This is a genomic window from Moorena sp. SIO3E8 (genome assembly GCF_010692445.1).
In the GTDB taxonomy this organism is placed as follows: domain Bacteria; phylum Cyanobacteriota; class Cyanobacteriia; order Cyanobacteriales; family Coleofasciculaceae; genus Moorena; species Moorena bouillonii.
The window spans coordinates 1-20,591 of sequence record NZ_JAAHHM010000113.1 but is presented as its reverse complement, the minus strand read 5'-3'; the positions used below and the strand labels follow the sequence as shown (position 1 = coordinate 20,591).

17 protein-coding genes and 1 pseudogene are annotated in these 20,591 nt (G+C 43.0%); 11 read left to right on the top strand and 7 right to left on the bottom strand.

Annotated features, from left to right (window positions below):
* The first annotated feature begins 150 nt into the window (after positions 1 to 150).
* The 5 genes and pseudogenes from F6K46_RS30250 to F6K46_RS30235 all read left to right on the top strand — a co-directional run bounded on the left by F6K46_RS30250 (position 151) and on the right by F6K46_RS30235 (position 4,222).
* Entirely contained in the window at positions 151 to 1,191 is a 1,041-nt protein-coding gene (locus F6K46_RS30250) for an agmatinase family protein (RefSeq protein WP_293064650.1), read from the top strand.
* 49 nt (positions 1,192 to 1,240) lie between these two features.
* Entirely contained in the window at positions 1,241 to 2,026 is a 786-nt protein-coding gene (locus F6K46_RS30245; RefSeq protein WP_293064647.1) for a Sir2 family NAD-dependent protein deacetylase, read from the top strand.
* A gap of 133 nt (positions 2,027 to 2,159) precedes the next feature.
* Complete coding sequence (locus F6K46_RS30240) at positions 2,160 to 3,014, top strand: TauD/TfdA family dioxygenase (protein WP_293064644.1); 855 nt, start codon at positions 2,160 to 2,162, stop codon at positions 3,012 to 3,014.
* A 189-nt stretch (positions 3,015 to 3,203) separates the two neighbouring features.
* Positions 3,204 to 3,383: pseudogene (locus F6K46_RS40370) on the top strand (TauD/TfdA family dioxygenase); the annotation flags it as partial.
* A 92-nt stretch (positions 3,384 to 3,475) separates the two neighbouring features.
* Positions 3,476 to 4,222: a CmcI family methyltransferase gene (locus F6K46_RS30235; protein WP_293064640.1), complete on the top strand. Its 747-nt coding sequence runs from the start codon at positions 3,476 to 3,478 to the stop codon at positions 4,220 to 4,222.
* 505 nt (positions 4,223 to 4,727) lie between these two features.
* Here the strand turns inward: F6K46_RS30235 and F6K46_RS30230 are convergent.
* The gene (locus F6K46_RS30230; RefSeq protein ID WP_293064637.1) at positions 4,728 to 6,641 is read right to left on the bottom strand and encodes a vanadium-dependent haloperoxidase; all 1,914 of its coding nucleotides are present in this window, start codon (positions 6,639 to 6,641) and stop codon (positions 4,728 to 4,730) included.
* Positions 6,642 to 6,759: 118 nt separating this feature from the next.
* Here F6K46_RS30230 and F6K46_RS30225 point away from each other — a divergent pair, with 118 nt between their 5' ends.
* Positions 6,760 to 6,939 carry a hypothetical protein gene (locus F6K46_RS30225; protein ID WP_293064634.1) on the top strand — a complete coding sequence of 60 codons (180 nt, stop codon included), beginning with the start codon at positions 6,760 to 6,762 and terminating at the stop codon, positions 6,937 to 6,939.
* Between the two features lie 322 nt (positions 6,940 to 7,261).
* Here F6K46_RS30225 and F6K46_RS30220 read toward each other — a convergent pair whose 3' ends face one another.
* The 4 genes from F6K46_RS30220 to F6K46_RS30205 form a co-directional block, all read right to left on the bottom strand.
* Positions 7,262 to 9,490 carry an SMP-30/gluconolactonase/LRE family protein gene (locus F6K46_RS30220; protein WP_293117654.1) on the bottom strand — a complete coding sequence of 743 codons (2,229 nt, stop codon included), beginning with the start codon at positions 9,488 to 9,490 and terminating at the stop codon, positions 7,262 to 7,264.
* A gap of 36 nt (positions 9,491 to 9,526) precedes the next feature.
* Positions 9,527 to 10,219, bottom strand: a complete 693-nt coding sequence (surE, locus tag F6K46_RS30215) for a 5'/3'-nucleotidase SurE (protein ID WP_293064628.1) — start codon at positions 10,217 to 10,219, stop codon at positions 9,527 to 9,529.
* 204 nt (positions 10,220 to 10,423) lie between these two features.
* Positions 10,424 to 11,590, bottom strand: coding sequence for a class I SAM-dependent methyltransferase (locus F6K46_RS30210; protein ID WP_293064625.1), 1,167 nt, complete (start codon positions 11,588 to 11,590; stop codon positions 10,424 to 10,426).
* A gap of 282 nt (positions 11,591 to 11,872) precedes the next feature.
* A complete protein-coding gene (locus tag F6K46_RS30205) occupies positions 11,873 to 13,414 on the bottom strand; it encodes a glycosyltransferase (protein ID WP_293064622.1) in 1,542 nt (513 codons plus the stop codon).
* Between the two features lie 241 nt (positions 13,415 to 13,655).
* On the opposite strand from F6K46_RS30205, the gene F6K46_RS30200 reads away from it, so the two are divergent.
* The 4 genes from F6K46_RS30200 to F6K46_RS30185 all read left to right on the top strand — a co-directional run bounded on the left by F6K46_RS30200 (position 13,656) and on the right by F6K46_RS30185 (position 18,091).
* Entirely contained in the window at positions 13,656 to 14,867 is a 1,212-nt protein-coding gene (locus F6K46_RS30200; protein ID WP_293064620.1) for a transposase, read from the top strand.
* A gap of 436 nt (positions 14,868 to 15,303) precedes the next feature.
* Positions 15,304 to 16,671 carry an NAD(P)/FAD-dependent oxidoreductase gene (locus F6K46_RS30195; protein WP_293064619.1) on the top strand — a complete coding sequence of 456 codons (1,368 nt, stop codon included), beginning with the start codon at positions 15,304 to 15,306 and terminating at the stop codon, positions 16,669 to 16,671.
* A gap of 296 nt (positions 16,672 to 16,967) precedes the next feature.
* Complete coding sequence (locus tag F6K46_RS30190; RefSeq protein WP_293064617.1) at positions 16,968 to 17,948, top strand: homogentisate phytyltransferase; 981 nt, start codon at positions 16,968 to 16,970, stop codon at positions 17,946 to 17,948.
* The gene (locus tag F6K46_RS30185; protein WP_293064614.1) at positions 17,921 to 18,091 is read left to right on the top strand and encodes a hypothetical protein; all 171 of its coding nucleotides are present in this window, start codon (positions 17,921 to 17,923) and stop codon (positions 18,089 to 18,091) included. Before F6K46_RS30190 ends, F6K46_RS30185 begins: the two co-directional genes overlap by 28 nt.
* A 289-nt stretch (positions 18,092 to 18,380) precedes the next feature.
* Here the strand turns inward: F6K46_RS30185 and F6K46_RS30180 are convergent, their stop codons facing one another.
* Entirely contained in the window at positions 18,381 to 18,581 is a 201-nt protein-coding gene (locus F6K46_RS30180; RefSeq protein WP_293064611.1) for a hypothetical protein, read from the bottom strand.
* 286 nt (positions 18,582 to 18,867) lie between these two features.
* On the opposite strand from F6K46_RS30180, the gene F6K46_RS30175 reads away from it, so the two are divergent.
* Positions 18,868 to 19,047, top strand: a complete 180-nt coding sequence (locus F6K46_RS30175) for a hypothetical protein (protein ID WP_143727550.1) — start codon at positions 18,868 to 18,870, stop codon at positions 19,045 to 19,047.
* A 161-nt stretch (positions 19,048 to 19,208) separates the two neighbouring features.
* Here the strand turns inward: F6K46_RS30175 and F6K46_RS30170 are convergent, their stop codons facing one another.
* A complete protein-coding gene (locus F6K46_RS30170) occupies positions 19,209 to 19,574 on the bottom strand; it encodes a hypothetical protein (RefSeq protein ID WP_075898480.1) in 366 nt (121 codons plus the stop codon).
* Between the last annotated feature and the right edge of the window lie 1,017 nt (positions 19,575 to 20,591).

The window sequence follows — 20,591 nt, the reverse complement described above, 5'->3', positions numbered from 1 at the left end:
AATAGGAATGCGAGTTAAAATATCAGGCTCACAATGGAATATTGAAAATGTTCCTAAAATTCTTTCTTTACGCTGTGCTTACCTAAATGGGATGCTTTATTAATGATGTTTTTACAAAAATGAGATGCACCCCTTGTGTAACTAAAACAAATGAATCAAGCCAGTTTTAATCCTAATGAGATTACTGTGCCCAATGGTTGCTTCTTTGGTTTTCCCTATTCGGTGGAAGAGGCTGCAATTGTTATTTTACCTGTACCTTGGGATGTCACTACATCTTATCGAGAAGCTACAGTCAATGGTCCCCAAGCAATTTTAGATGCTTCACTGCAGTTAGATTGGTACGACTTTGATCTACCCCAAGCTTGGCAAACTAAGTGCGGGACTATACCCATTAACTCAGATATTCAAGATAAAAATCGCGCCATGCGAGCTATTGCTAAGGAGATTATTGGAGATATGGAAACAGGTGGTAATGTTGATGATGATGCGATCGCCAAACAGTTAGTAACGGTTAATCAAGCCTCAGCTACTCTGAACCATTGGGTTTATACTCAAGCGTTAGAATTGCTCGAGCAAGGCAAACTAGTCGGTGTCGTTGGTGGAGATCACAGTGTACCTCTTGGCTTAATGCAAGCCTTAGCACAAAAACACGAAACATATGGTATTTTACAAATTGATGCCCATGCAGATCTAAGGCTTGCCTACGAGGGTTTTACTTATTCCCATGCCTCGATCATGCACAATGCTTTGAGCATACCTCAAATTAGTCGCTTAGTTCAGGTGGGCATTCGAGATGTTTGTGAAGCAGAAATGGCAATGGTGAATAGTGATAGCCGAATTGTCATGTTTGATGACTGGAAGCTTAAAGCCAACGCTTATGAAGGCATCACTTGGGCAGCTCAGTGCGATAAAATTATCTCTAATTTACCTGACAAGGTTTATATTAGCTTTGATATTGACGGTTTAAATCCTTCCTATTGTCCCCATACAGGTACTCCTGTACCAGGTGGCTTGGAGTTTAATGAAGCAATTTACTTGTTGCGATTACTAGTTAAAACAGGTAAAACAATTATTGGTTTTGATTTGTGCGAGGTTGCGCCTGGTAATGTTGGAGATGAGTGGGATGGAAATGTCGGAGCTAGAGTTCTGTACAAGCTTGCTTGTTTGCAGGGTGTTCAAATAAGTTGTTAACTCGAATCGAGAAATGTTCTAAAATTAGAATGTTGTGTTTTAGAAACTAATGGATGATATTCTGAGTGTTGTTGCTGATTGCATTCTCAAGGCAGAGTCTATTCTTTTCATTGTTGGAGCCGGTTTATCTGCAGACTCCGGGTTACCTACATATCGGGGTGTTGGTGGACTTTTTGAAGGTGTTCTCACTCAAGAAGGTATACCAATCGAAGAAGCTATCAGTAAAAACATGTTACAATCTTGTCCCGAAGTAACGTGGAAATATCTGTGGCAAATTGGAGCAGCCTGTCATAAAGCAAAATTCAATCGTGCTCATGAGGTCATTGCACAAATCGAGTCTTGGAAACCAGATACATGGGTATTGACGCAGAATATAGATGGGTTCGAGCGCGCAGCCGGAAGTAAAAACTTGATTCAAGTACATGGACAACTCTCCGAACTATTTTGTGTAAATTGTTCTTACAGGACAACTGCAGAAGAACTCCTAGCCGGATATAGTAAACCGATGGATTTACCACCAAAATGTCCAGCTTGCGAAGGATTAATTCGTCCGGATATTGAGTTATTTGGTGAACATCATATGAGTTCGTCGGAAGAAACTTTCAAGATCCTAGATAATGCTCCCATTGATCTCATGTTTGTGATCGGCACCTCCAGAGACTACCAATACATTACTAAACCTTTGTATAAAGCTCGTAGGTTAAATGTGCCCATAGTAGAGATAAATCCTGCTGAGACCGTACTTTCAGAAATAGCTAATTACCACATCAGATCTACTGCTGCCGATACACTAGATAAATTGTGGAATATATGCGAAAAACGACTGGTAAGCTAACTCTTTGCAGGGGTGGGAATAAATACCACTTTGCTTATCACTTCCTGGGAGTTTCAGTGAAGTCTAATGCTTCGATAATTAGCTTTTACGTCCTTTATAAAATCCGATAATCTTTAAATTAGAAATTAAACTTATGCAAGAAAAAAATTTTATAACAGTTGATGGCAAACGTTTTCACTATATGTGGTTGCGAGATAACTGTCTATGTCCAGAATGTCGCGATCCTAATTCATTTCAGAAAATCTATGACATTAGTGAAGCTCAATCTCCCCCAAAACCTGTATCTGTAGTGGAGGAGGACGATAAATTAACTATTACTTGGCAAGAACAACCGATTCACCAAAGTGTTTTTCCCATTTCTTGGTTAATGGCTCATGTTAATGAACTCGATACTCCAGTGCAATCTTCAAGAAAGATTATTTTATGGAACAAAACTGACTTACAAAAAGAGCGAACGGTAAGACACGATTTTCACAATTGTGATTTTGATGTGTGGGTAAATCAGCTTTTTAGCTTGGGTTTTACAATACTAGAAAATATCAAATCGACACAAGAATTAGAGTCTTTTATTTGCTCTATGGGGCCGATTTATGAAACTTACTATGGAAGATTTATAGCGTTTATCATAGCTATGAGGTACACATTATTTTTTCCCTCTTCCCTCTTCCCTCTTCCCTCTTCCCTCTTCCCTGCTCCGAAGTCCCTGCTCCGAAGTCCCTGCTCCGAAGTCCCTAAAAACCAGAGATTTGTACCTCATGGGTATAAGACTTGCTATATACCAGTAAAGCCAATCAAGGGTACTGAAGCTGTAGATTTAGCCTATTCAGCTGTTGGTCATCCTTTGTCACCTCATACAGATTTCACTTACCTTAATTTAGGGCGATTATTACAGTTTATTTATTGTGAAGAGAATAATGCTTCTGGTGGCGAATCAATAGTTGTAGATGGCTATCGTGTAGCTAGAGATTTTCGCCAAAATCATCCTTAATACTTTAAGATCTTAGCTGAAATTCCAATACATTTTAAACAGTTTAATTTACAGCGTAACTATTATTTATGTAATATTAATCCCATCTTAAAAATCAATCAAAAATGTGAAGTTAGCGAATTTTATTTCAGTCACAAAAACTGCAAAACCAATTTAGCATTTAATCAAGTATAATCTTTCTATGAAGCTTATCAAACTTTTTTCAAGTATCTGAAAAGCCCTGATTATCAATATTGCTCTCGCCTCAAAGCAGGAGATTGTTTAGTAGCACAGAATTTCAGGGTCTTGCATGGAAGAACAGCCTATGATACTAATTATGGTATTAGACACCTTGAGGGAGCGTTCTTGGATTGGGACTACTTTAAATGAAGACAAAATTTTTGCAATTCAAGCATTTATATCTAGAAAAATAAATAGGACTTACCCTACTGGCACATTTAATTCATAGGAGGGTTTATAACATGGGTTATCAAAAGGTAGTAACTGATGCCGAACATATTAAGGAACTGAGCAAACCTGATCGCTTTGTCAAGATTTCTGCCAGAGAAGATCGATGCGATCTATCATCTACAACTTGGAAAACACTCTTAAGTAATACTTATTTACAGACTTGGAAAGGAATAATTCTGAACAAAGGTGTCACCGAAATAGGAATTTACCCTATGCTTTTATGGGAACTTAAACCCAAAACCATAATTGAAATTGGTGCTTTAAATGGTGGTAGTGCTGTTTGCCTAGCAGATAACTTAGAACTTTTTGGGATTCAAGGTTCGGTTTATTCTATCGATATCGATTTATCTCTTCTAGATCAAAAAGCTAGAGATTATCGAAAAGTAAATTTTATTGAAGGAGATTGTCATAATTTGAGTGCTGTTTTACCAAAAACAATGCTCAATCAACTTCCTCATCCTTGGTTAGTTATAGAAGATGCCCATGTCAATGTTTTGGGAGTAGTGGAGTATTTTCACAATAATGGTCTAACCAGTGGAGACTATTTAATTGTAGAAGATACTAACAAATCTATCTGGGATTATGGGAGCGAGAATTGGGAGGATCAAGAAGAATATGAAAAAGGAAGGCAAAAAATGTCTAATTTAAGAAGTTGGTTGCTTGACCATGAAGATGAGTATTTGATTGATACTTACTATCAGGATATGTACGGTTACAATGGATCGAAAAATTGGAATTCCATTCTTATAAAAGTCTGATGCTGCACTAGAAAAGTTAAACTTGATAGGCGATCGCTAATTGCATCAGGTCCAAATCGCTTGAAAATCACATTGGTGCTATTTGGTATTTTGTCCATCCCACATTCCGCACTTCGTTTTGTAGTACGAAAGGTGACAGAGCGGAGGGTCTTGCTGTCTAAGTATAAATACGGATGGAACAATCCCAGAAAAAGTCAAATCATCGACTTGTGGTCTATCCAGAGTTGGTATCTAAAAACTGTGTTAAATTCAGATGGAATCATCATAAAAAATATAGATCATCTTGGATGACAAGGGTCGATTATCTTAGGTTCATTATATCATTTTAGTATAATTACTCGTAAGCTATCAGCCGTCAGCTAATGCGCTACGCCCACGCTACGCGAAGAGCTATCAGCTGATAGTTTACAATTACCCTTTATCAAAATCTTCCCCATCTCCCCATCTCCCCATCTCCTTAATGATGGGTATTCAAAGAAATCCCCATCATTAAGCAGGTCAAAGGTTAACGGGCACCGATCCGAATCACGTCTCCATCGAAGGTTGGCAGAGACAGCACAAAGGGATCAGTGGAATAAGTCAATGCTTGTTCTTCCAGAATACCGATGGCAATTTCTTCACCCATGCGCAAACTATCATAGTAGTCAGTAAAGTAGTGAACGCCAGCCATATTGCGACCAATAGAAATATTGGCAGCGAGTTTGTTCAACTCACCCTCCAGAGTCAGAAACTCCCTGGATCGCTCTGAAACCAGTCTCGCCTGATCTTTTGAGGCAGACAGATCAGGGGCACGGAACACAATAGCCTGATCTTTGGGGCTATAGCGTTTAAATCTGATCTGTGTCCTTGGTTGTCCGGGTTTTGGGTTTTTGACTGGTGTTTCTACTAAAACTGCACTGGTATCAAAGAATGCTTTAAGCATAGTCACACAGGCTCCAGCAACAGTGGCATGTCCTGCACCATAGGCAGGGTGCATGGGAGACCCTTCAGGAAATGCCATTGGTAGTAGATAATTCTGTGAGCCAGAGCCATTTTGATTGGCTAGTTCCAAAATGAAGTTGAGAGTACCGTTGCTTTCTAGTTCACGTTGAAACCTTCTAATGTACTTGAGTAATGCTCTGGGTACACTAGCTTTAGCTTCATTAGGTAGGTCTTGAAATCGCCGTAATAGTTCAATCCGGGCTGCTAATGCCTCTGGTCGCAGGCGAATATGGTTATTGAACTTCTGGAAGCGGACAGCTTTGAGTGCTCGTGTCGCTACTTCAGTAACCAACGTTAAGATGTGTGGACCGCCATAAAGGGCAAAACCATTAGCATTGCGACGGGTTGCTGGATTACCTGCTGCCACACCACCCCCAGAAAGATGATCAAAACCAGGATCGAAGGGTGTTTGCATCCCCAGGAGAATGATGCAAGCGTTGAGATACGCTTCATAGAGAGCATCGTAATGAACATAAGTAGCTAAATCTCGGGGAGTGGAGATAAACCGACGAGCTGGACGATCTGGTAGCTTAGGGTTTTGATCATTCTCTAAAACATAGCTTTCTCTGTCTTGCTTAATCCCACGCTGAACCAAGACATAGTCTTCCATGTTGGTCATGTAATCTAGGTTAGGTGTTGCAATGGGAACCTTTTGATCAATTTGCAAAGCACCATAGGTAATTTTCCCTTCTGCAACGTTGCCACCACCATTGAGATCAACATTACCCATCAGTAGAAACTGAGAGAGATAGGGACCGACTTCTACTCCTGGAGAAGAGCCTCGGAATACGGTTTGCTCATCAAGCCTGCCTCTGCCATTCACCTTACGAGGTCGTCCAGTTTGGTTGCGAATATAGTCGAGGGCATTGAGACGATTGATAGAACTCTCGATTTTGCTATTCGATCCTCTTTTCTCAAAGTCATTGAGGGGCTGATCCCGCAGTATGGCTAATTCGTAGACTTCTGCTATCTCAAAAATTAGCTCTTGGTTAGCCTTACCGTTAGCATCGATTAACGGTGGTGCTGGAGGCATGGTAACCGCTTGTGGATCTGGTCCGTTTAGCTCAAAGGCAACCCCTGCAGTTGGTGCTTCCCATTGTCTAAAGTCCTCAAGCAGATCAGGGTCAGTTTCAGCCTTAATAGTGTAGTCTTCACCTGTAAATACTACCTCAAATTTGGCACCATGACGTACCCGAGCAGAGAAGGGATCAATAAAGCCATCGTCTACTGCACGGCGAAACTCCACAAAATCCTGTGGGTCTTCTAGTAGCCCTGTATCAGGGTTGTGAGGTAGCCCTTTGGTAAAGGACATAAAATACTGATCATCAGCGTGTCGCTGTTCATCCCCATTGGCTTTATGGGTAGGATAGTCTCGACTTCTGGCTAATTTTGCAGCGTCGAGGCGAACGTCAAAAGACTTCTCTGAACGATTTGCCATGGGAACTCCTTAGGAAAAAGAATTTTGATATGTTTTAAAGGTCTCTATTCAAATGTAAAAAGTAATTTATGACTCTGACAGTACCCACAAGGGTACTTTTTTCACCAAAAAAAATGGGTTGGTTTGTAAGCATTTAGCCGTTGGCCGTAGGCCACGCTACGCGAACAGCTGTCAGCCGTCAGCTGTCAGCCGTCAGCTTAAAATAAACCTCTTGCGGGATAATTTTATAGTTCGAGATTTTAGAGAATTGAAAGTCTGGGGAAAAGCCCAAGGCCAACGGCTGAACGCTGACTGCTGACTGCTGTTCGCATAGCGTGGGCGTAGGGCATATGCTTAGGCAGAATATAGGCAGGAAAAGCCTTTTAAGTATTATGTTGAATGGGTTTTCCCTAACCTTAGGAGAAATTTTATATAGCGTTTCTCGCATTTATGAGGTACAGGCTTCTTTGATGTTGATTCCCTGTTAGGTGCGCTTTCCGCATCTAATTATTAAATTCGCCACGGGTCGCACCTCTTGATGTAGCGCATCGCTATACACTATTGCCTCTTATCTGTTCCCTGTTCCCTGTTCCCTGTTCCCTAAAATCCCGAAATTGTGTACCTCATAGCTATGATAATTGCTATAATTCGATATCGATTTCAAAAAGGTATCCTTGTCTATCAACTGGCAAATCACCTGCATACCAGGGTGCTAAGACTTTTCCCCCTAGCCAAGGAACAGCAGATGAGCAAGCAAACAATTTGCAGGGTGATTCGGCAGTGCGATCGCATTTAGAATCAACAATGGTCACGCTGCTAATATTGATCACAGGTAGAACAATCTCTCTGACTCTTGCTTGAGATTGCGGATCGATACAGACTACTTTGCCACCAAACCAAAATGTGAGCCAAAGACGACCTGCCCCATCTACAGCCAATCCATCGGGTACTCCTTCAGTTTCATCGGCAACGATAAATTTGTGATGGTCATGAATATCGGGTAGGGTTGCTTCAGTTCGATCCGAATTGAGAACGAAGACATGAACAGACCTTTCTAAGCTATCCACAACGTAGAGCGATCGCCCATCTGGTGATAGTCCCATGCCGTTGGCATAACCTAGCCCCGCAAAAACTTCCTGGACTTGCCCCTGGGGATTGCAGGCTAGCAGTGCCCCTGTTCCCCTAATTGCTGTGGCATCCTCATCGATGGTGTTGAACCAAATGTTTCCGTTTTTGTCAATAACTACATCATTGCAAACCAACTGTTTACCCTGATAGTCTTGGATAATTGGTATGATCTCTTTGGTATTGAGATTTAACTCCACCAGTCCCAACTCCCCAGACAACACCACAGTTTCCGTCCCCGATAGGGCAAGACCGTAACACAAACCAGGTAATGGGAACCGCTGCACCTTGCGGGTTGTTAAGCACAGTTGAATCAGCTGAGGATTACCGTAGTCCAGGCAGAATAGTTGATTACTTCTGGGGTCATAGTAGAGTCCCTCACCCCCCTGGAGAACGCAGTCTTGGGCCACGGCAATTTGATAGGCTGGGGAGCGTCGTTCTAGCAGTAATGCATTGCGTAGATGCTGACCATAAAACTGTAGGGCAGCTCGGTTAGAACCAACCAGGTTTAGTTCTGCCAGTGGAGTGGGATGATAGTAAGTATTTTTAATTTGGTCTGCTGCTTCACAATTAAAGGTAATCAGTTGTGAGCAACTGAGGGTTTGTTGGGCAAGGCTAAAATCAAACAGTGTTGAGGCGAGACCATTGTTACGAGTTGACAGATACAGGCGACAACTGGTGGGTGTTTTTTCTACTAATGTCTGGCTTGGAATATCTGGACAAATTCCCTGGGCTAATGTCAGAGCTGCTTTGGGTAAATTAAAATTCAGACTCTGCTGATACAAAAAGCCAAATGTAGCACTCATCCGGGCATTCATTTCAATTAAGACCGGGGAGCCTTGCTCTTGAAGCCAAAATTCAGCGCAGAAAAAGCTATTGTCTAAACCGCTATCTTGAATAAAATTAGCTACTCGTTCGTAAATAGCCCTTTGTTGTGCCTGACTCACTTGAGAGGGAAAGACATAACAATCCACTGACCCGTCCTTTGCTTCCACGGTATCCACTAAACCCAAAAAATGAACCTGTCCTCTATAAACAAAGCCATCACAGGTTAAGGGTTGACCGGAAATCAGATCTTCAACTAAAAGCGGAACTTGAGATGTTACAGCTAAGGGGTATTTTGTGCCATCAACAAATGCTTGGAATAAATCTCGATACATTTGCCACCAAGGTTGATAAGCCCTGGCTAGATCTTTACATACCTGTTGTAACTGTTCAGGTTGATCGACCTTGCCACAAAACATCCCGTAACTCGAGCAAACTGGTTTAACAAATACGGGAAACCTCAGGGTATTTACAATGTCCTTGTCAATTAAAATATCTTTTTCATTGTCCAGTTGTACAACACTGTAACCGGGGGGATATGAGTCAATTTCACGGGCATAAAACTTATGAAAACACTGCAATATACTTTCAAGACGAGGGCCAAAGATATTGAGGCTTTGACAAACCACGGCAGCTACTAAATTAGCGATATCGAAGCTGTAATAAACAGCTGCAATCTTATGTACTTTGGCATAAGCGATCGCATCTTGGCAAAAGGCTACTAAATCGACTTGACCTTTGAGTTTAGGTGGCGTTGTTTGTAGAGATGAATACTCTAGGCAATGGAAGCAATAAGCAGAAAAGTCAGCGCTAGACAATAACTGCTTCTCATCTTGAGATGGACACAAAACCAATACAGGAATTAGTTCATCAGGTTGATTAACTTCCTGGATTACAGTGACTGTTGCCACTTTCAGCATGAACTTAGAGCAGATAACGGGCTTATTTTACAAAATTTACCATAAACTAACCTGGGTGATCGCAATATTTCCTGACAAACACACATCAACGTCTGTTCCTGAATCAGATTTGCGGTTGATGTCATCTCCCACATAAAGATATCCGTCCTCTTGCTTTACAAATTCTGTCAGTAGAGGACGGGTACAGAGGGAACAAAAGACTATCTCTGGCTCGGGTGCGTCTGGTTCTAGGTGGGGAAAGTTGACGCTCCAGAAGGTGCCAGGGTCAGACGGTTGGTCTAATAACTTGTGCAACACCCGAACCGTCCATTCCGTCGCCAGCTCCCAGTCTATCTCCCAGTCAGTTCTCTTAAAATGAGAAAAAGCGATCGCGTTCAGGCCGTGTATTGTGGCCTCTCTAGCCGCCGCTATGGTTCCTGAGGGATAAATGTCTGAGCCCAGATTGCAGCCCCCATTAATTCCAGATACAACAAACTCGATATCGTCGTAGAGATAGTTGACCCCCAAACGCACACAATCAGCGGGCGTACTGTCTACACTCACCTCAGTGTCCGATCGCCATTCCACTGGAATAACTGTGCGAATATTGACCTGATGGCCACAGCCGGACTGGTGGTGTTTAGGCGCAACGACTGCAATGCGATCGCTTGTTACTTGGAATAATGCTTTGTGCAATGCCCGAATGCCGGGAGCATCAATCCCATCATCATTGGTTACTAAAAAAGCCATAATCCCAGCTCGACCAATAAACAACATGAGGATAGCAGATCAGTAAGAGCAAATACTATCTCTATAGCGGTTTATAACCTAATGAGGTACACAGAATTTTTTTCCTGTTCCCTGTTCCCTAAAACCAGGGACTCTGTACCTCACCAAATTGAAAACCGCTATACTGATCTACTAACCACTTAAAGTATCAAGAAGCTACAAAAGCTAGAGTCTGGTGGCGTCTAACCACATTACCCCAAACAGGTCATGACCCACACCATAGCCCGGTTGTTGCGTTGCCTCCAATTTCCGCAACGCTTGAGCTAGCATAGACTCTAGCTTCTGTCGGTACAGCTGTTTGTCGGAAATCTGTTGCAATTCTTGCTGGGCGGCTGCCTTAAATCCTTGAACTTCAGGGGGCAACTCAACGGTCGCGACCGCCAAAGGCTCACCCAATAGCTCTGTGGCGTCACTCACCAAACGGTTCCAGCAACTAGAGAATTTCCTGAAGAAATCTAAGATGTGCTCTGGTGCCGCTCCTAACTCGACTCGGAAGATTAGTTGGCTTAAGTCTGTCTGTTGTGAGGGTGAGAGCAAACTATTGACTAGGTCGCGATACTTGGGCAACCCTGGGTTAAACTGCCTTGTTGAGGTATGGCGACCAACCATAATCGAGCGATCGAAAAACTGAAACTTCTCAACAGGACAGCCTACGGCATTGGCTGCCTGCTGCATAATTTCTTGCAAGTGTTCATGGGAGTAAAAACTCATCCATGTAGGGTCTTTATCCCCTTCGCTCTGGAAAAAGCTCATGGAGTAATTCCAACGGCTGTTCTGCCATTGGGGTGTCCACTCGATACTGTAGCGCCCCAAAACATCGACAATCACAGCACACCGGGAGCGATTCTCGCAAACATTGGTCACAATCATCTTTAAGGCTTGGTCAAGCTCCTTGTGAGTCAGATGAGAGTAGGGAACGCCGCAAGAAAGATATAAATCGAAGGGTCGAGCGAGCTTGCTAGTCCGAATATCCGCACATTCAAACCCAACGTTACTGTGGTTACCATATAAATTTATGGCAGTTTCCACCATTTGGGTACTAATATCAACTCCCAAGTACTCTAGCTCATAGCTACCACTTAGTTCTGGGTCTTTTAACAATAGCGTTGACAGCAACACATATCCATCACCTGTGCCTGCACCAATATCAACAACCCGTAGTTTCTCCCCCTTATTTTTTCTCACTGGGGCGATTGCTTGCTTAAACACTGAACGAGAGAATGGCTCCTCCCAATCAACTTTTACACCGTCACGGCGACTTTTAGATAAGTAATGTTGAACAGCATTGCTTTGGTCGTATACAGTCTTAATCTGCTCTGGAGTTACTTTCATAACAAATGTAGGTTTCTACTAGAACTTCAAACGTCTATCGACTCAGATCTGTCACTTCAACGAACTGCTAAGTCTCTCTGGAGCAGGCTTTTAATGATTTTTAACTTTGTTCTTAAAGCATTGTATCATAAAAAATCGTAACCACAAAAAATTGTATAAAAAAAAAGCGCGACAGCTATAGCAATCCTCAATTATTTGTATTTTATTAAAACTCGCAAATTATTGCTGGGCAAGGGTTGTAGCGATATATTTTGCCACTATTCGGCTAATATATTTGACGAATCAGATAGGATGGCTATAATCGTCAACAAAATACCAGTCGCTCAATTCTTCCAAAGAAATATCATTCTCTGGCTGTGGAGCACGGAAATAACAATGGATCGGAAGTAATTCAACACCAGGATTTGCTGATGGTTCAGAAATAATCTGTTTGATTCGGCTCAAGTAGTTTAAAGCGGTGCTATCCCAGGTGTAATATTCCAAAATATACTCCTGACAACGTTTATGCAACCTTTGCCACAGGTGTTGATCACAGAGTATTTCCCTGATGCCTCTAGCAATATCTGCTGGATCACTGGGATCGACTAACATACCATAGTCTTCATCTCCTACTTTTAGACTTTCACCAACACCACTATTTTTTGTTACCACTATCGGTAATCCAGCTGCTGCTGCTTCTAAAGGAGCAAGACCAAAGGGTTCAAACAAAGAGGTAAGAGTAAACACGGAACCACGCTGAGCAAAATAGCGATAGGAAGCGGCTAGTGCTGGTTGATCGGGTACTGAAAAAGCGCTAATTTTACCCCACAAATTTTTTTCTCGTACTATTTCCCGGATGGGACCGATTACTAGTTTTTCGGTCTGTTGATCGTGGACTTTTTCTTGCAAAGGGTTATCCAAGCCACCAGTAATCAGCACCACATTGGCTTTCTGTTGCACTATCACATCGTCAGCAAATGCTTGCACCAAACCTAGGAGGTTTTTCTTGGGGTCTAAACGGCTGGATGCCAAGATAGCCGGTAGACTCCGCCTTGACTCACTGATGTCCCGGCGCAATCGCTCTTCAATCAGTTGATAAGTCGCTTGTTCATTATGAGCGATCGCATCGGAACCAAACACAGAGGCATTGACTCCCGGTGCAATCACGGCAAATCGATGATCAGCTTCTACATCCACTGCTCCACGATAAGCATGATGACTGTACTGTTGGAACCGCTCTTGTGCCGTATTAGTAATATTGAGGGCTGAGTGATTCATGCTCAACCGTTCCGCTAGGATCCGGTATCGGAAATTGTAATAGTGATCGATTTGAGCCAGATTCTCAGGAGTGACCTGGAGTTTATCCATTTTTTGAGCCCCCAGGGAATGACCTGTGAAAGTAAAAGGTATCCCTGTCTGTTGCTCAATCAGCACCCCACACACTCCCCCATCACTGTAGTGGGTAGTCATGATATCGGGGAACTTACCTTCCTCTCGATAAAATTCCAGGATGTTTGGTACCCAGTCTTGGACGAGATGGGGCCATAACAACTCCTTGCGCAGGAACTCTTGTGGTCCGGCTGGCAATCGGATAATCCGGAGGTTGTCTACACTCCCATAGCCATCAAATGTCTCGGCAAATTCTGGCCAATCCGGATCAATGATTTGGCGGGTGAGAATATCTACTTGGTGACCTTGTTTTGCGATCGCATCTGCGACTTGCCTGACATAGACCAACTGACCACCGAAATCGGGATGTTCGCTAATGTAGCTATTTTTATGGTCAAAATTACCGTGAGGGTTGAGAAATCCAATGTGCATCACACTGACTCGAATAACAACCAACTGTTACCAAACCCTGACCAAGAATAATGGGATTCAAGCCCTGTGCTTCTAGGATACGAAACCTTGGAGGAGGTAGCCTTTATACTCGGCAGGTTATTTGTAAAAGGTTTAAGTCTCTTGTAATAAGGCTACCTCCTCCTACGGTAATTTCCGAGGCGGCTTTAATTATCTTTGTTTTCTTGAGTTAAGGCATAACGTTAGTTCAAGGAAGTAGTATACTTAAATCAAGGAGGTGAGTAAAGTGTTCAATCTAACCTATGAGTTCAAACTAAAGCCTACTGCCAAACAAGTATCTTTGTTTGAGGACTGGCTTGAGCAATGCCGCAAGGTTTATAACTATGGGCTAGCTGAACGCAAAGATTGGTACCGGTCTCGTAGCTGTCAGATTAACGCTTGCTCTCTCCGTAGTGAATACATCATTTCAGCGGATGCTAAACGTCCTACTTATGCCAGTCAGTGCCGTGGTTTAACTGCTGCCAGGAAAGCTATTGAGCAGTTAAGAGCTGTCCAGGTGCATGTGTTGCAGCAAACACTCAAAAGATTGGAGAAAGCTTTTGTCAGTATGTGGGAACAAGGTCATGGCTTCCCCCGCTTTAAGAAACAGGGACAGATGCGGTCTTTTGTCTTTCCACAACTAGGAGTCAAACCGATTGAATCTGGGAGAGTTAAGTTGCCCAAGATTGGTTGGGTGAAGATGCGGCAATCACGAGAGATACCCGCAGATGCTGCAGTCAAGCAAGCTAGGGTAGTCAGGCGTGCTACTGGCTGGTATGTCCTGTTGACTTTGCAATGGGATGTTGATGTTCCTCAGGTTATACCTCATGGGGAACCCTTGGGTATTGATGTGGGAATTTCACATTTTGCTGCTGTCAGTAATGGTAGATTGTTTCCCAATCCGCGTCCTTTCAAACGCCTCGAAAGCAAGCTGAAATTGCTGCAACGGAGGATAAGCAGGAAGCGCAAGGGAAGTAGTAACCGTCGCAAGGCACAAGCAAAACTCGCTAAACTGCACGAACGAATAGCTAACGTTAGGAAGAATTACTACTGGGAACTGGCTCATAACCTCTGTGATTGGGGTGGGATGATCTTTGTCGAAGATTTGAACCTCAAAGGATTAGCCAGAGGAATACTAGCTAAGCATTGCCTAGACGCAGGATGGGGTCAGTTTTTCCAAGTATTGGAGCAATGCTGTTTCAAGCGTGGCGTTTATTTTCAGAAAGTAGACAGCAAGAAGACTAGTCAGGTATGTCCCAATTGCTTAACTGAAACTGGCAAAAAGACGTTAGCTGAGCGTGTACATCATTGTGAACATTGCGGTTATACCACAGATAGAGATGTGGCAGCCGCTCAAGTAGTCGCTATACGCGGACTTGCAGCCGTGGGACACACGGTCAAGATGCTTTCTGAGGGCAAGTTCATTGGAATCCCAACGAAGAAAGAATCCCCGTCCTAGAAGGACGAGGAGTGTCAAAATTCCTAGGATTGACAATCCAGGTTTAGCTTGTTTTGGGGATCTTATGTTAGTTAAAAATTAAACTTATCATTATATTATTAAATTGGGTGGTTTTTACGACACAGTTAATAGTTTTTAATGTTAAATTATATTAAGAAGCCTCGGGAAAGACGAGACCTCTTGCGTAAATAGACAACAACAGCGTGATAACTACGATAGTTACCTCCTAATAAATGACTTTTGCCAAAGGTCTACGGTTAAGGCAGGGACGTTATTCGTAATCAATAGTAAATAGGACTTACGCATTTGCCCCCTAAATCCCCCAATTCTGGGGGACTTTAACTCAATTTCCCCCCAAAATTGGGGGGCTAGGGGGGCGAAATCAAGTTAACCGCGTAAGTCCTGGTAAACAAATTCAGGAGAGGTAAGACATTCTATGGTTAGTTCTATGGTTAGTTCTATGGTTAGTGAAGCAAAGACCACTACTCCTCACCATGTGGTCATTATTGGTGGTGGATTTGGTGGACTCTATGCTGCTCAGGCTCTGAGAAAGGCACCAGTGAAAGTAACTCTAATCGATAAACGCAACTTTCATTTGTTCCAGCCCCTACTCTACCAAGTTGCTACCGGGGGCTTATCAGCAGGTGATATTTCCTCACCCCTGCGGGCAATCCTGAGTCACCAGAAAAATACTCAAGTGCTGATGGGGAAAGTAATTGGTCTTGACCCGAACCAGAAAACCGTTCAACTAGCAGACAAAGAAATATCTTACGACTCCCTGATCGTGGCGACTGGCGTTAGCCACCACTACTTCGGTAATGATCAATGGGCAAAAGATGCTCCTGGTTTGAAAACCATTGAAGATGCCCTAGATATTAGACGTCGGATTTATTCTGCCTTTGAAGCGGCAGAAAAAGAAACTGACCCCGACAAACGTCGTGCTTGGTTGACCTTTGTGTTGGTAGGAGGCGGACCAACTGGAGTGGAATTAGCAGGGGCCATGGCAGAATTGGCATACAACACGTTAAAAGATGACTTCCGCGACATTGATACTTCCGAAGCGAGGATTTTGCTGTTGGAAGGGATGGATCGGATTTTGCCTCCTTACCCACCGGAGTTATCAGTAAAAGCCCAAAATTCTCTGGAACGGTTAGGAGTAACAGTACAGACAAAGACTCTAGTTACTAATATTGATAATGATATAGTTACCATGCGTCGAGGAGAGCAGGTAGAGGAAATTAACGCCAAAACTGTTCTGTGGGCAGCAGGGATGAAAGCCTCTGCCATGGGCAAGGCGCTGTCAGAGGCGACTGGTGCGGAGTTAGACCGGGCTGGACGGGTGATAGTACAACCGGATATGAGCTTGGCAGGACATCCCGATATTTTTGTGATTGGTGATTTGGCGAATTTCTCTCATCAAACTGGTAAGCCCCTACCAGGAGTTGCGCCAGTGGCGATGCAACAAGGCAAGTATGTATCTACTCTGATTCAGAAGCGCCTTAAGGAGGAGACAGTAGCAGATTTCCATTACCAGGATTATGGTAATTTAGCGGTGATTGGACGGAATGCCGCAGTAGTGGATTTGGGGTTTGTTAAGTTCTCTGGTTTCCCCGCTTGGCTAGCCTGGATTTTTATCCACATCTTCTTCCTGATTGAGTTTGATAATAAGTTGCTGGTAATGATTCAGTGGGCATGGCATTACCTTACCTTTAAGCGCGGAGTTCGTTTAATTACTAACCTTGAGGAAGAACCAGCAGGGAATTTCGAGGAGAGAAGAGATTATCGGACGCCGGTACAGGTGTAGGGCATTAGGGATTAGGGATTAAGGTAAGCTATCAGCTATCAGCTATCAGCTATCAGCTATCAGCTATCAGCTATCAGCTATCAGCTATCAGCTATCAGCTATCAGCCATCAGCTATCAGCTATCAGCCATCAGCCATTGGCCGTAGGCCAAGCTAAACCGAACAGCTTTTGAATAAAATAAGCTGACGACTGACGGCTGACCCCTGAATGCTTATGTATTAAGAACCCTTACACTAAGCATTATGTAGTAAAACCATTACTCTCACCCCTAATCCCTAATACTATTAACCTGATCTATGAGTCAGATTTCCTCTAAAGCATCTACTCCTTCCTCGATTAATCTATTGCAGCAACCAGCGGCTTGGCTGTACAGTTTCTGGAAATTTTCTCGTCCCCATACCATTATTGGGACGAGTTTTAGTGTTTTTGCCCTCTATCTCATTGCTGTGTCCATGACTAACAGTGGTTGGACTTGGCAAGGGTTCGGTCAACTGCTGGGAGCTTGGATTGCTTGTTTGTGCGGTAATGTCTATATCGTAGGACTAAATCAATTGCACGATGTGGAGATTGACCGGATTAATAAACCCCATCTTCCCATCGCTGCAGGGGAGTTTTCTCTGCAACTCGGTCAGGGGATTGTGGCGGTAACTGGTATCCTAGCGCTACTGTTGGCTTGGTTATTCGGGCCGTGGTTGTTGTTGATGGTCAGTATTAGTTTAGCAATTGGTACATCCTATTCCTTGCCACCGATCCGCCTGAAGCGGTTTCCCTTTTGGGCAGCGCTATGTATTTTTTCAGTACGGGGAGCAATCGTTAATTTAGGTCTGTTTTTACACTTTAGTTGGGCATTGCAACAGGGACAAGTGATGATGCCCACTGCAGCAGTGTGGGCATTGACCTGGTTTATCTTAGTCTTTTCCGTTGCGATCGCAATATTCAAAGATGTCCCAGATATCGATGGGGATAAGCGTTTCAATATCACTACCTTTACCATCCGCCTCGGTAAATTGGCGGTATTTAATATAGCACGGGGAGTAATTACTGCTTGCTATCTCGCCATGGTGCTAGCTAGTGTGTTGCTCCTCGATTCAGTAAATATCCTCTTCTTGGTAGGGACTCATCTGGTCGCATTAGCGGTAATGTGGTGGCGCTCTTACCAGGTAGACTTGGAGGATAAAAATGCGATCGCTAGTTTTTATCAGTTTATCTGGAAACTCTTTTTCCTGGAATATTTGATTTTTCCAGCAGCTTGTCTTTTAAGACTATCCCAGTTCTAAATCAATCTAATCAACAGCGCGTAAGGATTCAGCCGTCAGCCGTCAGCCGTCAGCCGTCAGCCGTCAGCCGTCAGCTGTCAGCTAATCAAGGGGAAGTAGTAAAAGCTATAGTGTGGCACAGGCTTCTAGCCTGTGAAGTATAAGCTGATAGCTGATAGCTGATTACTGACCGCTGATAGCTGATAGCTGAATACTTACAAAAAAATAGCCGTAGAAATACTATCCACGGCTATTTCAACTCCACAATAAGTCCGTTGAAATTGTTTTAGGTGCGCTGCATCCCTATGTCACTCAGTTACCAAACCTAACCTGATCTGATCCTATTTGAGCAGACCGGAATTTTTGACTGGGGGGGAAACCCCCCCAGAAATTTAGCGATGCAGCGCCGCCAAAGGGGGTTTCCCCCACTCGCTATTGCATCAAGACAAGGTGTTATGGCAACAGCCAATACTTGTTTAGTGTAGTCATAACTTCGCCTGGAACGTCAGTCGGCTCCAAAGGAGTCCATTCGCAAATCTCGGCATAGCCTAGGGCATACATCGTCTGCATACTATAGATTACTGCTTCCCGAGACCCTTTTAGAGTGTGCTGAGCAAGTTGTTTTTTGAAGTTTTGAGTAAATCCTTGTCGCATAACTTAACAATTGAACTCATTGTGGTAATGTAATGATTATTGTAATGATTATAATTTTATTTGTCAAGGGTTTTAAAAAAAAAAATTGGGTAATTTTAGGATTACTAAAAAACAGCGATATTCTTATATATACACTACAATAACGCTAATTTTAAATAGTAAATTTAAGGATAATTATGGTAGCCTGATCGCCTAACATGTAAGTAGTAAACTATCATATAAATTTAGATTTACTATAATAAATAATATAGTTACAGCGGTTTGCATAACTATTAGGTATACAGGATTGTATTCCCTATTCCCTATTCCCTATTCCCTACTCCCTGCTCCCTATTCCCTATTCCCTATTCCCTATTCCCTAAAACCCAGAAACTTGTACTTGATGAGTATAATAATTGCTAGAAAATACAAAAACACCCCGACCAGATCTACATTACTAGAATCTCTCGGGGCTTTGATGTTTTAGGTTATTACCTCTCACTCGAAGGCTTACAGATAGCGTAGAGTGGGTAAGAGTTATAACCTATTTAGCGGCGATGCCTTAGATAATCAATTCCTAAGGGTTTGGTTATTTCAGGTAAAAATTAGCTGAAATAATTGATTACCTTGTGTACTGGCTTGCTGTTTTTATTGTACGCAGTGAAAGTCCACTGGTCCGTTTCCTTCCACTAGATAGAAGACACTATACTGAGGCAGGCGCAGGATGTTATCGCCAAATGGGGGTATGAAGGTTGGCTCGCCTGTAGATGCGTCTATTACTACTGCTTCCTCGGGAGATTCGTTGTGTAGTATAGCGGCTTCATACTCATAACCAGGAGCAGCTTCGACTAAGCAAAAGTGCTCTTGGGGATTCTGCAGGTAGGTGACATCTCCTCCGCAGCAATAACCGTCGGCTTGAGCCACACCAGGATTAACAGCGAAGCTGAATAGTACAGTAAGTGCTACTACGGCTAGAGTTAACACTTTGCTTAGGCTAGTTTTGATTGTCTTCATGTTTTTTATTGCTGTTTATTGTTTCTATTTTCTGCAAGTTGAAGTTGGTGGAGTTGTCTGGAAATCTTATTAGACAATAGGGTTCCAACGGACTCTTTTCTTTTCCACAACTTCCCTTTGCGTGACACCAACTTGATCGGTTATTGGATCATAGTTGGGGAAAAGTGACAGGAGGGTGATGGGTGACCATGCTTCAGTTATTCACCTTTCTGCTTCTAGAACGAAAATTTTGATTGTTTGTGACAACTAAATTTTTTTTCCTTAAATGTGCTGTTTTATAGTATAGCAAGGCAAGTATAGATTAGGACATAGTATTTTGGTTTAAAGGGAACAGGGAACAGGGAACAGGGAACAGAAATATGTCTTAACTTTTACTTAAACAAAACCGACTTGCCTCGCGATCGCAAAGGTTGATTGCTGGTAAGTTAACCAATACTCAGAAATTACAGGGTTTGTTAGATAAACCGCTAATAAAACTTTCCTTTTTTACCTCCTTTTTCTGTCTGTCTTGATGCATGACAATGTTAGCTGGTCGTGAAAAAACACACCAGCCAATAATGCTTGGGTTTGCCAAGTTCAATCCCTGTTGATCCCCCCTAACCCCCCTTAGCAAGGGAGGAACAAGAGCCTCTCGATGACGAAAAAAGCAAAGCTTCCTCTGGCTTCCCCCTTATTAAGGGGGACGGGAGGGGGATCTATTCTCTTAATACCCTGGCGGCCCTCTATCCCCTGTATATAATTTCTGGTTGCTGTTTAGCTCTATTTTCTTGGTGAGAGTACTCGACTTCCACAAAAGTCTTGCAACACTAGGAAACTGAGCAAGATCCTGCGATCTTGATACCTCTTGGCTCCGATTCCTTAGGGATGGTGAAGAAATTGCCATTGCTTTAGGGTGCGGCTCTTATAGAAAGACGATAGAATGGGGAAGAGTTTTTTAACCCAAGCTGTCCTGTAGCAGTGTTTTGAGAGAAAAAACCGAAGGACTCGACAGGCGCAACCGCAGCAGTATGAGCCAGG

Coding starts and splice junctions, on each gene's coding strand:
- F6K46_RS30250 (WP_293064650.1), top strand. CDS start 151: ATGAATCAAGCCAGTTTTAATCCTAATGAGATTACTGTGCCCAATGGT.
- F6K46_RS30245 (WP_293064647.1), top strand. CDS start 1,241: ATGGATGATATTCTGAGTGTTGTTGCTGATTGCATTCTCAAGGCAGAG.
- F6K46_RS30240 (WP_293064644.1), top strand. CDS start 2,160: ATGCAAGAAAAAAATTTTATAACAGTTGATGGCAAACGTTTTCACTAT.
- F6K46_RS30235 (WP_293064640.1), top strand. CDS start 3,476: ATGGGTTATCAAAAGGTAGTAACTGATGCCGAACATATTAAGGAACTG.
- F6K46_RS30230 (WP_293064637.1), bottom strand. CDS start 6,641: ATGGCAAATCGTTCAGAGAAGTCTTTTGACGTTCGCCTCGACGCTGCA.
- F6K46_RS30220 (WP_293117654.1), bottom strand. CDS start 9,490: ATGCTGAAAGTGGCAACAGTCACTGTAATCCAGGAAGTTAATCAACCT.
- surE (WP_293064628.1), bottom strand. CDS start 10,219: ATGGCTTTTTTAGTAACCAATGATGATGGGATTGATGCTCCCGGCATT.
- F6K46_RS30210 (WP_293064625.1), bottom strand. CDS start 11,590: ATGAAAGTAACTCCAGAGCAGATTAAGACTGTATACGACCAAAGCAAT.
- F6K46_RS30195 (WP_293064619.1), top strand. CDS start 15,304: ATGGTTAGTTCTATGGTTAGTTCTATGGTTAGTGAAGCAAAGACCACT.
- F6K46_RS30190 (WP_293064617.1), top strand. CDS start 16,968: ATGAGTCAGATTTCCTCTAAAGCATCTACTCCTTCCTCGATTAATCTA.
- F6K46_RS30180 (WP_293064611.1), bottom strand. CDS start 18,581: ATGCGACAAGGATTTACTCAAAACTTCAAAAAACAACTTGCTCAGCAC.
- F6K46_RS30170 (WP_075898480.1), bottom strand. CDS start 19,574: ATGAAGACAATCAAAACTAGCCTAAGCAAAGTGTTAACTCTAGCCGTA.